Origin of the sequence: Limnobacter sp. 130 (assembly GCF_902506325.1) — a bacterium.
Lineage (GTDB): Bacteria > Pseudomonadota > Gammaproteobacteria > Burkholderiales > Burkholderiaceae_B > Limnobacter.
Genome location: NZ_LR732331.1, coordinates 132,680 through 146,410 on the forward strand (window position 1 = coordinate 132,680; position 13,731 = coordinate 146,410).

A 13,731-nucleotide genomic window follows, 5' to 3' on the forward strand; every position below is an offset into this window, starting at 1 on the left:
ACTTTAGAACGTGTTGTTGACCAGCACTTCGTCAAGATTGAGCTGACCAGGTTTTGGCCAAGGCGCTTTGGTGCCTTTGCCAATGGCCACCATAGGACCCATTACATGGTCGGCAGGCAAGTTGATCACTTTGGCCACGGCTTCAATGTCAAAGCCGATCATGGGGCAGGAATCCAGGCCAATGCCTTTGGCTGACAGCATCAGGGTTTGCATGGCCATGCCGATCGACCGCTGTGCTTCGTCACGCTGCAACCATTCGCGGCCATCATGAAACGGTCCCATCCAGCCCACCAGCAAATCCGCCACTTCTTTGGGGGCTTCAGTCCAGTATCGTGACGGGTTTTTCTCCCAGGCCTTCATGTCGGCGGTCATGATAACCAGTAGCGAGGCATCGGTGATCTGAGCTTGGTCATTGCCCAGCTTGCGCATTTCAGCGCGCAAGGTTTTGTCGCGTACCACCACAAAACGCCAGTGCTGAATGTTGAAGCTGGTGGGTGCCTGAATGGCCGCTTCAAACAGTTTTTTCTCGTCATCTGCCGGAATGGTGTAATCGGGGTCGAACGCCTTGATGGCCCGGCGTTGGTAAATTGCATCGAATAATTCCATGTACTGCTCCGTGTTTGCTGCATAAAAAAAGCCGGAACCCTGGAGGGGATTCCGGCCAATAGTGTACAGGCTAAAAGGGGAACATCGTTTATTTGGCCAAACGACGCGCCTGTGACACTGCGTAGCTGCCTGCCCGTGCTGCCAGCAAAGGATCATCCGATCCTTCGATACCGGTGGGCAATACCAGTGGGTTGAAATTGATGCCATCGCAAGCGGCTTTGTCAGTCACTGCGCTGACTTTCAAGCGACCAGCCACCACCTTTTTGCGATCGTCGGGCCAGGCCACAGTCGCATTGTCGGTGGGGTCGCCCGCCTGGGCCAATTGCAGAACCATGTCGAATTCAACCGGAATCTGTGAAACGCGACCTTTCAGCTCGTCTTCAAGAAATACCTTGGCGTGTGTGGCCAGTTTGTCGTCTGCAATAAATTCCTGACCTGTCACAGGCACAAACATCCACTTGGCAAACTGGGTTTTGCCCGCAGCATTGGTGAACTTGAATGCATGTGTGCTCCAGTAATTCACTGCCGCGTAACTGGCAGGCACGCCAGTTTTTGCAACCCATTCCATTTGGGGTTTGAAGTCGGGGTATTTGGCCGCAGCCGCTGCAATTTTTGCAGGATCAGGTTTTTTGGTCGCTGGGTCTGGTTTGCGGGCCTCAAGGAATGCCAGGAAACCATCGGGTGTTGCAGCAGTGAAGAAAGGCGCTGAGATATTGGCCATCAGCCATTGTTCACCGTTGGGTAAATCGAATTGTGCCGCCAATCCACGCACGCCTTTGCCACTTTCGGGTGCGTTGGGGTTACCGCCACCCACCGAAAAGCGCAGGATGACCGGTACGGGTTTGCCAGAAAATACGGAGGCCTTTGAAACAGCGGCGCCTGCCTTGTTGCCAACAAATTCGCCTGCTGCGCAAACACCGCGCGCACCGGAACGTCGTGCAGCGTGGGTGCCGAATACGCCTTCAAGGCCATCTACCAAATTCACAGCATTGGCAGGTTCGCTGGGAATTGCAGTCTGGGCGACTGCTGTTTGTGTACCAAGTGCGGCCAAAGCGGCCATTGTGGCCACTGCGGCCAAACCATGCGCTGTTCTCATTTCCTGCATCCTTCTTTTGATGGTCATCAACCTCGCAACCCACCCGATGGTTCGGGTGGAGGTACGCAATAGATCGTTGGCGCGAGAAGGAAGTTACAGTGTCTTAAAAATATAATTTTCAGACGATTGTATTCAGGCTGTGGGCAACATGTTCTTGATGACCGATTCCGCCACGGGTTGGCTCATGTAGCGCGGTACGGCGTAGGTGAAGCGGGCTTCGGCGATGGCAGACCTGGCCACGGCCGGAATGTCTGCCGGTTTCAATGCGGCCAGTTGTGTTGGAATACTGAACTTTTCATTCATGGCACGAATTCGGGCCACGAAGGCACGAGCCAAATGAACATCGTCGGCACCCTTGTCACCAATGCCACAGGCGCGCGCCAAAATCGCCAAGCGATCGGCGCAATTGGGTAAGGAGTAGTCCAGTACATGGGGCATTACGATGGCGTTGGCCAGCCCATGGGGCGTGTGGTACAGCGCACCAAATTTGTGGGCAATGCCATGCACGTAACCCACGCCAGCCTGGGTAAAGGCGATGCCAGCCAAATGGGATGCACGTGCCATTTTCTGGCGGGCTTCCAGGTTGTTGCCATCGGCCACTGCAGTTTCAAGGTATTTCATGATCAGCTGCGTGGCTTCCAGCGCCTTTTGGTTGGTTTTCCGTGTGGCATTGCGCGATACGAAAGCTTCCACAGCATGGGTAAGTGCGTCCATGCCTGTGGACGAGGTGATGTGTGCAGGCAGTCCAGTCATCAGCGAACCATCCAGGGCTGCTGCGGTGGGTAGCAGGCGCAGGTCCATGGCGGCCACTTTGCGTTTGTTTGCTGTGTCGCTGACCACGGCTGCAATGGTCACTTCGGCGCCCGTGCCGGCCGTGGTGGGCACTGCAAACAAGGGGATCATGCCTTTGTGCACTCGCAGCAAACCAGTTAATTTCAATACAGGTTTGTTGTTTTTTGCGCGTGCACCGATCATTTTTGCAGCATCTATGGGGCTGCCGCCGCCCACTGCCAAGATGGCCTGGCAACCATTCTCCATCAACATCCGGTAACCGGCTTCAATTTGTTCCACCGTGGGGTTGGGCTCCACGCCGTCGTACACCACGTATTTCACGCCCTGGGTTTCAAGCTCGGTTTTCATTTTGTCGAGTACACCAAGTTTCACCAGCACGGCGTCGGTCACAACAAGCACATTGCGGTGACCCGCATCGGCCATGTGCCGGACCAGTTCCAGCGACGATCCTGCGCCTTCGAACATGCGGGGCCACTTGAATGGCATCAAGGCGGTGACCACTTTAAAAATGGCCATATAGATGCGTAGAGCGAGCACTTCGAGTGCATGCAACATGCGGGTGTCTCCTGATTTTTATTGGGGTTAACAGTTGTTACGATGATTGTACAAAGAGTAGGCAGTTTTGAAGCAGAGGAAATATTCCACTTTTCATGACGATCGGGAAAATTTCACGGACTGTTTCCTTCATGCTTGCGCAACGCCAATTACAACAATGTTGAGACATTTTTCATGAAGCACCGCAGTACGCCCTTGATCGCCGCCCTTGCCGCCTTGGGGCTGGCCACCCCAACCTTTGCGCAAACTGAAAGCCTGGACACCTTTGTGGTGTCTGCCACTCGGGAAGCCCGCGACCCGTTTGAAGTACCTGCCTCGGTCGACAAAATCAACCAGAACACGCTGGAGAAAGCGGCCAGCTTTCAGGTGAATTTGTCAGAAACATTAACCCGCGTGCCGGGCCTTGTGATCAACAACCGCAACAACTTTGCGCAAGACCTGCAAATTTCCATTCGTGGTTTTGGTGCGCGCGCTACTTCAGGTGTGCGCGGCGTGCGTTTGTTCTCGGATGGCATTCCCGCCACCATGCCCGATGGCTCAGGTCAAATTTCGCATTTCAGTTTGTCGTCAACCGAGTCGATCGAGGTGTTGCGCGGACCTTTTTCCTCGCTGTACGGGAATTCATCGGGCGGCGTAATTTTGCTGACCACCGAGAACCCGCGCCCCGGTACCGAACTGGAAGTGAACCAGATTTTCGGCACCGACAACACACGCCGAAGCGGCATCAAATTGAACAAAGGCAATGAGGAAGTGGGCATTGTGATTGACGCGTCCACTTTCCGAACCGATGGATACCGCGACCACAGCAAAGCACGGCGAGACAATTTCAACAGCAAATTGGTTTGGAATTTAAGCAGCGACACACGGCTGAGCTGGGTACTGAACTACGTGGACATTCCGCTGGCGCAAGACCCGGCTGGGCTGACTGCGGCGCAATTGGCCACCAACCGCAGGCAGGCGGGCAACAACACCGTGGCCAACAACACCAACAAAACCGTTGAGCAAAGCCAAACAGGGTTTGTGCTGGAACACAAATTCAGCCCCAGTACCAATGTCACCTTCAGCCCCTACTATGGCGACCGAAAAATTCGCCAGGTGTTGGCCAGCACAGCCGTGATTGATTTGAAAAACGAATACAGCGGTGCCGACCTGCGCTTTGGCCACCAAACCAGCTTGTTGGAAAAGCCCCTGTTTTTGAATGCCGGCCTGACCGTGGGTGAACTGGAACAGGCGCGCCTCGGATTTTTCGGGGGCAGCACCACACCCAACCGCGACGAGGCCAACACCGCCAGCCAGTTCGACCAGTACCTGCAGGCGGAATACTTTTTCACCGACAAATTCAGTGTGTTGGGTGGCGTGCGAAATTCATCCATCGAGATTGAATCGAACGACCAGTTCTTGAGCAATGGCAACGGCAGTGGCAGCAAAAAGTACGACGAAGTGACCAGCAATATTGGTTTCACCTATCGGTTGCAGCCCAACATCAACACCTATATTTCTTATGGCGAGGGTTTCGAGACGCCGACCTTGCTGGAAACCGCTTATTTGTCTGTTGCGCCACCCAGCCCCAACTTCAATTCGCAATTGGAAGCTGCAAAAAGCGAGCAGCTTGAATTGGGTGTGAAAGCCAAGTTTGGCGCCACCCGTGTCAATGCCGCGCTGTACACGGTCGATACTGAAAATGAAATCGTGGTGCTGTCTGCAAACGGCGGTGCCACCTCATTCCAGAATGCAGGCTCAACCAGCCGGGAAGGCGCGGAACTGGGTTTGCAACACGCGTTCAATACGCAGTGGCAGGCCAATGTGGCGGTGAACTATATCCGCGCCACTTACGACACCTCGGTCAACAGCATTCAGGCGGGCAACAGCCTGCCCAGCATTCCGAAGAAAACCTTCTTCGGTGAAGTGGTGTACAAACCGTCTAGCTTGTACGAGGCGGCAACTGAATTGCGCTACGTTGACAAACTGTTTGCCAATGATGCAAACGATGCTTTTGCACCCTCCTATTCAGTGGTGAACCTGCGCGCCAGCAAAGACTGGCCGCTGGATGGTGGCTGGAATGTGCGCACCTACGCGCGCGTGGACAATGTGTTCGACAAGCAATACGTGGGCTCGGTGATTGTGAACCAGGGGGCAGGGCAGTTCTTTGAGCCTGCCAGCGAGCGACAGTTTTTAGCAGGTGTAACGGTGGGGCTGAAGTGGAAGTAACAGCAGTAGATTAATTGCGCGCAACTTGAGCATGCAGTTTTAAACCTAGTGCAGTCATCACTTTCAGAATTGTCTGAAAGTCGGGGCTGCGTTGGCCTGAAAGTGCCTTATAAAGGCTTTCCCGGGATAATCCTGCATCGTGCGCAACTTTGGTCATGCCTTTGGCGCGCGCGATATCCCCGAGTGCTTTGGCGATGAACGCTGCATCGTCACCTGCTTCCTCGAAGCAAGCTTCAAGATAAGCAGCCATCTCTTCGGGGGTACGAAGATGTTCAGCGACGTCATACCGAGTAGTCAAAATTTTCGTCATTGGTTTTCCTGAATATTTTGTGCGAGGTACAAGGCCTCTTTAATGTCTTGTTGTTGAGTGCTCTTGTCTCCTCCTGCCAATAAGATGATTAATTTTTGCCCACGTTTTGTGAAATAGACTCGATAGCCTGGACCAAAATTGATGCGCAATTCAGATACGCCTCCACCTACCGGCTTAACATCCCCAGCATTGCCCGCCGCCAATCGTTCTATTCGAACCTGAATTCGAGCTCGTGCGCTGATGTCGCGCAAGCTGTCAAGCCAATTGGCATAGGTTGCGGTTTTACGTATTTCGATCATATCTCAGGCGTAGCCTTTTGGCTACATTTTGTTTGGCTTTGCTGAATGGGTCCGCAAATTATCATTCGTCCCGATTGCCCACAAACACCTCACTCAATTTGAGTAACCCCAATGAGGTGACTTTTGAGTAACATTTAGAACGTCCATACCACTCCCCTTGGCGTGAGCGCTGTTAGAATCTGACACACATTATTTTCACAATCAGGTTTGTCGCCATGTCCACCGCACTCAGTATTCGCCGCATTAGCCACATGTCCAGCAATGGCTGGAATCGTCTGTTCAAGTCGGAATCCATGGTGCGTGCCGGTTTGCAGCCGTTCGAGATCATTCACCAAAGCGGTATTCACAGTGTTCGCCATTACCTGCCGTTGACCGAAGAAAGCATCACCGTGGGCGACGAAACCCTGCCCGTGACCAAGAAGCGCAATAAAATTCCGCTGGTACTGATTGCCCCGTTGGCCGTGAACATGTTCGTGTATGACCTGCTGCCCGAACGCAGTTTCGTGCGCTACCTGATGGCGCAGGGTTTTGACGTGTACTTGATCGACTGGGGCAAACCAACACGCAAACAGGCAGGGCTTACGCTTGAAAATTACATCAAGGAGTTTTTGCCCGCGTGCCTGAACGCGGTGCGTGAACACAGCGGTTCGAAAAAACTGAATTTGCAAGGCTGGAGCATGGGTGGTGGCATGGCCTTGGCCTACACCGCCTTGTTCAAAGATGAAAACATCAACAAAATTGTGACCTACGGCACGCCGATCGACGGCCATGCCAATGGCGCAATTGGTCAACAGTACAAACGCCTTGCGCACTTGTTGAAATCGGCCCGTATCAATTTTCGCAAAGTGCCCGCCAAGTTGTTGTACACACCGGGTTGGGCCAACGTGATTGGTTTTAAATTGCTCGACCCTGTGGGCAGTTTGAAAGGTTACTGGAACTTGATTTCGCAATTGCACGACCGCGAGTTTGTGGCCCAGCACGCCAACCAGGCTGCATTTATCGACAGCCTGGAAGCTTATCCCGGCGGTGCCCTGCGCGACTGGTTTGCAAGTATTTGGCTGGAAAATGAAACGGCGAATGGCCACTTTAAAGTGGGCAAGGCTGTAGCGAATTTCAAAGAAATCGCCTGCCCGGTGTTGGGCATTGCGGGCAAAACAGACAACCTGGCCAATGTGGCGTGTTGCAAGCCAATTACCAAAGTGGTGGGCTCTGAAAAATCAGAATTCTTCATCGGCCCAGGTGGTCACATTGGCATTATGAGCGGCAAGGAATCGCCCAATACCATTTGGGCGAAAACCGTGAGCTGGTTGAACGGCTAACTTGTTATTTCAAGGGATACGCGTTGTTCGTGAATTTCAACACCATGAATCCGTTGTCCTGGCAAGTGACCCAAATTTGATCGCTGCCCACAAAGCGGGGCGGCGAGCTGCACCAGTCAGTGCTTAGATCACCTCCAATCGCGCTGGTTGCGTGTTCAGAGCCTGCCAACTGTGCTTTTTTCTCCGACTGCGCAGGCGGGTTGTAATAGGCAATTTCTTTGGCTGCCAGCGGGTTGCGAATATCGAACACCCGCACACCGGATTGAAAATAGCCACATGCAATGGCGGTGGGGTTCACTTTTTTATCCACACCACAATAATGTCCTTCGTAGCCAAAACTTCCATTGTTTGCAGTGTCAGCTTCGCGAATGGCGGCGTTTTCTTCTGCATGAATGGCCAGTTTCAGTTTGGAAACTACAACGGGTGCAGTCTCATCCGAAATATCAATAATTCGTGCTGCGCCAGCACCGCCCTCGTCCACAGCGATCACAAACGGTTTGCCATTGTACGAAACAGGAATGGTGTGTTGGCTCAAGTCTCCATCCTCCCAATACACGCTGCCAACCTCGGTCAACATGGGCACTGGGTCGCGGTTTTGAATGCTGCTCGTGTCCAGAATAATCACACCGGGCGGGGTCAGTGAAGTCAAATACATGCGGTTGCCGTCTTCACTCAATTCAAAGCCGTGGTTGCTGGGCGAGGCAATGGTGGTGTACAGAATTCGCGGCAGGCTGGGGTTGCTGGTGTCAATGGCAGTAATACTGCCCGGGTTCAACCCAGTGGCCCAGTAAGTATTTCCATCGGGTGACCACGCGCCCTCATGGCCTATCAAGTTGGCGGGCAGGGTCAGGTTGGCCGCAAAAGAATTCAGCAAGATCGGGTTCGCACAATCAGTGCCAATGTCGTAAATATCGAAAAAACCGGCACTAAGCACCGGCCCCACCGCAACGCCTCCGAGCAAGCCGCGTGCTTCATTCACTTTCAGGGATTCCCAAGGGCTTTGAAAAAATGCCGGGCTGGTGAGGTTGGTCGACAGCACCGGATTGGCCGGATCGCGCGCGTCGATTACCTGAACCCCTTGTGACACTTTGGTCGGAATGCCCGAGAATGTGGTGCCCATGTACGAACAGGTTTTGTAGGAAGGGTTGACCCATGTGCTGCCTTCGCCCTGGTATTGCCCCACCAGTTCCATATTGCACCGGTAGCCTTGTTTGCTGCGCCCGCTCTCGCGGTCGGCCAGCGGAACTTGACCTTGAATGCCGGTTTCCGGCACAGAGCCTGCGCCACATTGGACGGGCTCAACGAAACTGGCACCCATCACTTCGCTGGGTGTCGTTCTGCTTGAGCTTGTTGGCCCGACGCCTTCTGAACCGCATGCTGCCAACACAGCTGTGCTGGCCAATAAAGTTGCGAGTTTTGTAGATTGCATTCCCCTGTCTCCCTGTTTGTTTTTTTAATCATCGTGGGTTTGCGCACTTACTGGTTTCTGACAGTTCACCATCTCCCTACAAATCTTCAGCGTTTGCCGCTGTGAAAACTGGGGTCGAAACTGCAACAGCCCAATTCATTATTTCGAGTTAACTTGTGCGAGCAATTTATTCATCAGGGAAATTTCTGCCGCCTGTTCCCGAATGATGGATTTTGCCAAACCCTTTACCAGCAACGATTCCCCGTTGTTCACCGCAAAACGCGCCATGGGAATGGCGGCCTGGTGGTGGTCGATCATTGCCTCGAGGAATCTTCGTTCAAGATCTGGGCCTGTCAGCGCTCTCATTTCGTTGAATTGATCCACATTTAACATTCCAGGCATAACGCCCTTGGCTGACTTGCATTGCGCAACGTACAGCAGGTCTTGCACATTGGTCACATTCTTTGCGTCTTCGACCCAAGCCATTGCGCCTTTCTGCGGTGGGGTTACTCGCTGATTCCATGCGGTTAGCCAGCCTTTCATTTGTCCCATTTCCAGCAGTTGGGCGGTTAATATTCCATTGGCCAGTAAATCCAGATTGGGCGACACCTTGCCCTTCACCAGCATGGCCATGGAAATGGCTTGGTCATGGTGAATGATCATGCTTTGCGCAAAGCCAATGTCGATCGAATTGGGCTGCGTACCTGCCGTGTTTGCAGATTCGGTCGCTGTGTTTTCAAGCGCGGGCATGGCGCTGCTGAGCAGCATGCCAACTGCCAGGCCAAGCGAGAAAAGACAGGCAGCGTAAAAACCTTTTTGTTTCAACATAGGGTGACAAGTGGAAGTGGTGATTGTTATTGCGTACCCAATCTCTTACTGAAGGGAACGTTTATTTGGATGTTGTATCCAAGAACAGAGAAGTATTGGCGTGGGAGATGGCATGCTGAAATACAGACGAACAATTCTTCAGGCTGGTGCCGGGCTTTTGGTCGCTGCTCCCTGGCTTACCTGGCGACAGGCTTTGGCGTTAACGCCAGCCTGCAGCGGCGAGCCCACTGCCCGGCAAATTGAAGGCCCGTATTACACCCCGCAAACTCCCCGACGCAGCACGCTGATTGATGGTTTGCCCGGTGATGTTTTGGTGTTGCAAGGGCGGGTGTTGAATACCGCCTGCCAACCTGTTCCCAATGCAATTGTGGATGTGTGGGGCTGCGATTCGGAAGGTGAATACGACAACACCGGTTTCAAATTGCGAGGGCATCAACTGACGGATGCCCAAGGGCGATTTCGTTTTGAAACCTTAATGCCCGGTTCTTACGGCAATTCGACTTTTCGGCGCACGCCGCATTTGCACGTGAAGGTACAGGGCCCTGGTACACCATTGCTGACCACACAACTTTATTTTCCGGACCAAGTGCTGAATCTGCGCGACAGCTTTTTCAACCCCGACTTGTTGGTGAAGTGGGCCCACGATAAATCACAGGCTTTGTTCGACTTTGTATTGCCGGTGCAGGCAAAGGGATAGTTTCAATGGCAGTACCTTCAAAAATTGTATATGCCCTGTGTGTTGTCTTTCTGGCAGCGGCCTGTGCAACACAAACCACACAGCAAACAGTGCCCACTGTGTGGTTAATGGGCGAGGTTCACGACAACCCTCAGGCCCATGAAGCCCGTTATGAAATGATCGCAGCAAAAGTGAAAACAGGCTGGCGACCCGCCATTGCAATGGAGCAGTTTGATCGGGAACACCAGGGCTTGTTGCGCACTGCGCAAGATCAATGCAAGCAGGCAAGCTGTATTACATCGCAGCCATGGGTAGAAAATTGGCAGTGGGAACTGTATGAACCCCTGATTCAACTTGCAATTGATTATCAACTGCCCTTGTTGGCGGCCAATGTGTCGCGAGAAGAAGCAAACCGTATCGTGAAGGGCGGGTACGGCGCGGCCCTGGACCCTGACACCATTGCCCAATATGAACTGGACAAACCATTGCCGAAGCCGCTGGGCGAACAGCATCGTCGAAACATTGTTGAAGGGCACTGCAATATGCTGCCCCAGCACGTTGCAGAAAAAATGATTCCGGCACAAGTGGCTCGCGATGTGTGGATGGCCAAGGTCATTGAACAGCAGGCCACGCAACGCGATGTGATTTTGATTGCAGGCAATGGCCATGTCCAAAAAGATGTCGGCGTTGTTCACTGGTTGCCCGTTAAACTACAACAAACAACAACCGTGTATGGCTTTATCGAAGATTCACAGGCCAATGGCGCTGAGCAATTTGATGTGCTTCGCACAGTGCCTGCCCATTCCCGTGAAGATCCTTGCGAAGCTTTCAAGGCCATGATGAAAAAATAAGCCACACACAGGCGGGAGACTACAGGGTGGAAAAATCTGGGTGTTTTAACTGGGCTGGCCTTGCCTTGGCCTGCGCAATGGTGCTGTGCTCAACACCACTGAAAGCCAATGGCTTTGAAGACTTCGATGATGCAGAGTTGATCGATCACATTGCTGGCAGCGTGGCCCGTGGTTATGGCCGCATGCATGGCTATTCAGTCGATTTTAAATTGATCGGAAAAGAAACGCCGCACCAGTCACCCTTGCTGGTTCAGTACAACGCCCCATTGAAGCGCTGCACATTTCTTATCAGCACTCGCGACAAAACCTGGCACAGCTTTGAGCAGTACCTGGAGTTTTTTGATGGCTTGCCGAAGCAGGTGGTGTACGAAGCCTTTTTTGCGCACGAGTCAGGCCATTGCGTGCAAATGAAAGAGAAAATTGATTTTGGACCTGTGCGCAGGCGCCACCGCGAAGAACTGTATGCCGATGTGTTCGCACTTTCTCATGTTGAGCGTTATTTCCCCAAGCATCGTAAAGCCTTTCAGGAAGCCCAGTTGAAAATGCGTCGTGCTGCATTGGGAATTCAAAACGAATACGACTTTTACAAAGAATTGTTGAGGTTGCATTACAGCCCCAACCTTCAATCTGCGCTCAAGATAAAAAATCCGCAGGATCGGGCTTATTCCATCGCCAAGGTAGTCGATTTGTTGTGATATTTTGTTATCGTGATAACTGATAATTTCAATTTTAACACCCAGGAGCAGTAACCATGGATCAACTGAAATTTGGCTTGGCAAAGAAAATCAATGAAACCACCGTGAGTCGCCGAGGCTTCTTGCTCACCTCGCTTGCGGGTGGTTTTGCAGTGGCTTCAGAGCCCCTGTTTGCACAGGCCATAAAAACAGACACCCAGGGAATTACTGCGGGTGAAGTGAAAGTTCCCGTGAAAGACGGGCAAATTCCAGCCTACCGCGCAATGCCTGCCAAAGGCGGAAACTTTCCGGTCATTCTTGTGATTCAGGAAATTTTTGGCGTACATGAGTACATTCAGGACATTTGCCGTCGCTTGGCCAAGCAAGGGTATTACGCCATTGCACCGGCCTTGTTCAGCCGCGAAGCGGATGTGTCCAACATGACCCTTGAAGCAATTTTGAAAGAAGTGGTGCCAGTGGTGCCGGATGCCCAGGTGATGAGCGACATTGATTCCACCGTGGCATTTGCAAAAGCCAGCGGCAAAGCCAATACAAAGCGCTTGGGTATCGTGGGCTATTGTTGGGGTGGTCGCACGGTTTGGTTGTACGCCAACCACAATTCAAATGTAAAGGCTGGCGTTGCCTATTACGGCTTGCTGGCCGGGTTGAAAGGACCAAACAAGCCAGCAGACCCGGTTGATGTGGCTGCAAATCTGAAGGTCCCCGTGCTGGGCCTGTACGCTGGCGAGGACAGTTTTGTGCCCGATGACGTTGTGGACAAAATGCGTAACGAACTGGGCAAGGGCAGCAGCGCCTCTGAAATTGTGGTCTTCCCCGCTGTCAATCACGGTTTTCATGCCGACTACCGCCCCACCTATGACAGGCGGGCTGCCACATATGCCTGGAAACTGACTTTGGACTGGTTTAAAGAGCGGGGCGTGTAAAAACACGGGCCAGACGAGGACAATTTGAGTCAAATTGAATGCATTTATTCACGATTGTCTTGGATTGACTTAGACAAGGATGACTCAAACCGTTCAAGCGATTACACTTGAGTCATCCCAATCGTCTGGTTAAAACTCCAAGAACATGAAAATCGAGAATCCACTAGCGTTAGACAATCAGCTTTGTTTCTCTTTGTATGCAACCTCTCTTGCAATTACGCAGGTTTACAAGCCGCTGCTGCAACCCTTGGGTTTAACCTTTCCGCAATACTTGGTCATGATGATTTTGTGGAAAGAAGACGGAGTCAGTTTGATCAATGTGGCCCGTCAACTGGGCCAACAGCCTGGCGCATTGACCCCCGTCATCAAACGAATGGCCGAGCAAGGCCTGCTAACACGCAACCGAAGTGCAGATGATGAAAGGCAACTGCAGATCTACCTGACCGAGGAGGGCAAGCAGATTCGGGAAAAGGCCCTCAATGTATACGCCTGCGTGGTTGACCAGTGCGGCATGACACCCACGGAAATTCATCGCCTGAAATGTGAACTGGACGCCTTGCGGGAAAGGTTGTTGAAAGCCTGATTGCTTGCCCTTCATTAATTATTGCGATAACCTTCTAAAGAGACCAAGATTTTATCAAATCAATTCTTTAGATAGTTATCGCGATAACTATCTGATTGTTCATCCACCAAACTACAGGAGAAATTCATGGAAGTTGTTTACACGGCTAAGGCCACATCCACTGGCGGTCGCGAGGGTGGTTCAGCCACAGACGATGGACGGTTGAAAGTGCAATTGAGCACGCCCAAAGAACTGGGTGGCGCGGGCGGCCCGGGTACCAACCCTGAGCAATTGTTTGCTGCAGGTTATTCCGCCTGTTTTATCGGCGCGATCAAGTTCGTGGCCGGTCAGGACAAAATCCAGCTGCCTTCCGAGCCCGAAATTACTGCCACTGTGGGCATTGGCGGCAACCCGAAGGGTGTTGGTTTTGCCATTGCGGTGGACATGAGCATCAAGCTGGAAGGCATGGACAAAGCAGCCGCCAACGCATTGGTTGAGAAAGCACACCAGGTGTGCCCATACTCAAACGCAACCCGTAACAATGTGGATGTAAAGTTGACTGTGGTGTAAGCAAGCGCAGCCACTTAACCGTTGACTGGCGGT

At 52.5% G+C, this 13,731-nt stretch carries 15 protein-coding genes; 8 read left to right on the top strand and 7 right to left on the bottom strand.

The window, feature by feature from the left end; translation table 11 throughout:
* Window positions 1–3 precede the first annotated feature (3 nt).
* From FRIGORI9N_RS13460 to FRIGORI9N_RS13470, 3 genes are all read right to left on the bottom strand, one after another.
* The gene (locus tag FRIGORI9N_RS13460) at window positions 4–606 is read right to left on the bottom strand and encodes a nitroreductase family protein (protein ID WP_159572223.1); all 603 of its coding nucleotides are present in this window, start codon (window positions 604–606) and stop codon (window positions 4–6) included.
* 88 nt (window positions 607–694) lie between these two features.
* Window positions 695–1,702 carry a catalase family peroxidase gene (locus FRIGORI9N_RS13465; protein WP_236550900.1) on the bottom strand — a complete coding sequence of 336 codons (1,008 nt, stop codon included), beginning with the start codon at window positions 1,700–1,702 and terminating at the stop codon, window positions 695–697.
* 132 nt (window positions 1,703–1,834) lie between these two features.
* Window positions 1,835–3,049: an iron-containing alcohol dehydrogenase gene (locus tag FRIGORI9N_RS13470; RefSeq protein WP_201301503.1), complete on the bottom strand. Its 1,215-nt coding sequence runs from the start codon at window positions 3,047–3,049 to the stop codon at window positions 1,835–1,837.
* Between the two features lie 174 nt (window positions 3,050–3,223).
* On the opposite strand from FRIGORI9N_RS13470, the gene FRIGORI9N_RS13475 reads away from it, so the two are divergent.
* Window positions 3,224–5,257 (top strand): TonB-dependent receptor, encoded by a 2,034-nt coding sequence (locus FRIGORI9N_RS13475; protein ID WP_159572225.1) that lies wholly within the window; start codon window positions 3,224–3,226, stop codon window positions 5,255–5,257.
* A 10-nt stretch (window positions 5,258–5,267) separates the two neighbouring features.
* Here the strand turns inward: FRIGORI9N_RS13475 and FRIGORI9N_RS13480 are convergent, their stop codons facing one another.
* Complete coding sequence (locus tag FRIGORI9N_RS13480) at window positions 5,268–5,567, bottom strand: addiction module antidote protein (RefSeq protein ID WP_159572227.1); 300 nt, start codon at window positions 5,565–5,567, stop codon at window positions 5,268–5,270.
* Window positions 5,564–5,866: a type II toxin-antitoxin system RelE/ParE family toxin gene (locus FRIGORI9N_RS13485; RefSeq protein WP_159572229.1), complete on the bottom strand. Its 303-nt coding sequence runs from the start codon at window positions 5,864–5,866 to the stop codon at window positions 5,564–5,566. Before FRIGORI9N_RS13485 ends, FRIGORI9N_RS13480 begins: the two co-directional genes overlap by 4 nt.
* A 215-nt stretch (window positions 5,867–6,081) precedes the next feature.
* Here FRIGORI9N_RS13485 and FRIGORI9N_RS13490 point away from each other — a divergent pair, with 215 nt between their 5' ends.
* Window positions 6,082–7,185 carry an alpha/beta fold hydrolase gene (locus tag FRIGORI9N_RS13490; RefSeq protein ID WP_159572232.1) on the top strand — a complete coding sequence of 368 codons (1,104 nt, stop codon included), beginning with the start codon at window positions 6,082–6,084 and terminating at the stop codon, window positions 7,183–7,185.
* 4 nt (window positions 7,186–7,189) lie between these two features.
* On the opposite strand, the gene FRIGORI9N_RS13495 is transcribed toward FRIGORI9N_RS13490, so the two are convergent.
* Both FRIGORI9N_RS13495 and FRIGORI9N_RS13500 read right to left on the bottom strand, forming a co-directional pair.
* The gene (locus tag FRIGORI9N_RS13495; RefSeq protein ID WP_159572235.1) at window positions 7,190–8,614 is read right to left on the bottom strand and encodes an LVIVD repeat-containing protein; all 1,425 of its coding nucleotides are present in this window, start codon (window positions 8,612–8,614) and stop codon (window positions 7,190–7,192) included.
* 138 nt (window positions 8,615–8,752) lie between these two features.
* Window positions 8,753–9,421, bottom strand: a complete 669-nt coding sequence (locus FRIGORI9N_RS13500; protein ID WP_159572238.1) for a DUF305 domain-containing protein — start codon at window positions 9,419–9,421, stop codon at window positions 8,753–8,755.
* Between the two features lie 112 nt (window positions 9,422–9,533).
* Between FRIGORI9N_RS13500 and FRIGORI9N_RS13505 the strand changes: the two genes are divergently transcribed.
* The 6 genes from FRIGORI9N_RS13505 (at window position 9,534) to FRIGORI9N_RS13530 (ending at window position 13,698) form a co-directional block, all read left to right on the top strand.
* Window positions 9,534–10,118, top strand: coding sequence for an intradiol ring-cleavage dioxygenase (locus tag FRIGORI9N_RS13505; protein WP_159572241.1), 585 nt, complete (start codon window positions 9,534–9,536; stop codon window positions 10,116–10,118).
* 5 nt (window positions 10,119–10,123) lie between these two features.
* The gene (locus FRIGORI9N_RS13510) at window positions 10,124–10,948 is read left to right on the top strand and encodes a ChaN family lipoprotein (protein WP_159572244.1); all 825 of its coding nucleotides are present in this window, start codon (window positions 10,124–10,126) and stop codon (window positions 10,946–10,948) included.
* A 26-nt stretch (window positions 10,949–10,974) separates the two neighbouring features.
* Window positions 10,975–11,643: a hypothetical protein gene (locus FRIGORI9N_RS13515; protein WP_159572247.1), complete on the top strand. Its 669-nt coding sequence runs from the start codon at window positions 10,975–10,977 to the stop codon at window positions 11,641–11,643.
* A 56-nt stretch (window positions 11,644–11,699) separates the two neighbouring features.
* A complete protein-coding gene (locus tag FRIGORI9N_RS13520) occupies window positions 11,700–12,566 on the top strand; it encodes a dienelactone hydrolase family protein (RefSeq protein WP_159572250.1) in 867 nt (288 codons plus the stop codon).
* 193 nt (window positions 12,567–12,759) lie between these two features.
* Entirely contained in the window at window positions 12,760–13,149 is a 390-nt protein-coding gene (locus tag FRIGORI9N_RS13525; protein WP_236550901.1) for a MarR family winged helix-turn-helix transcriptional regulator, read from the top strand.
* 126 nt (window positions 13,150–13,275) lie between these two features.
* Complete coding sequence (locus tag FRIGORI9N_RS13530) at window positions 13,276–13,698, top strand: organic hydroperoxide resistance protein (RefSeq protein ID WP_159572256.1); 423 nt, start codon at window positions 13,276–13,278, stop codon at window positions 13,696–13,698.
* The last annotated feature ends 33 nt before the right edge of the window (window positions 13,699–13,731 follow it).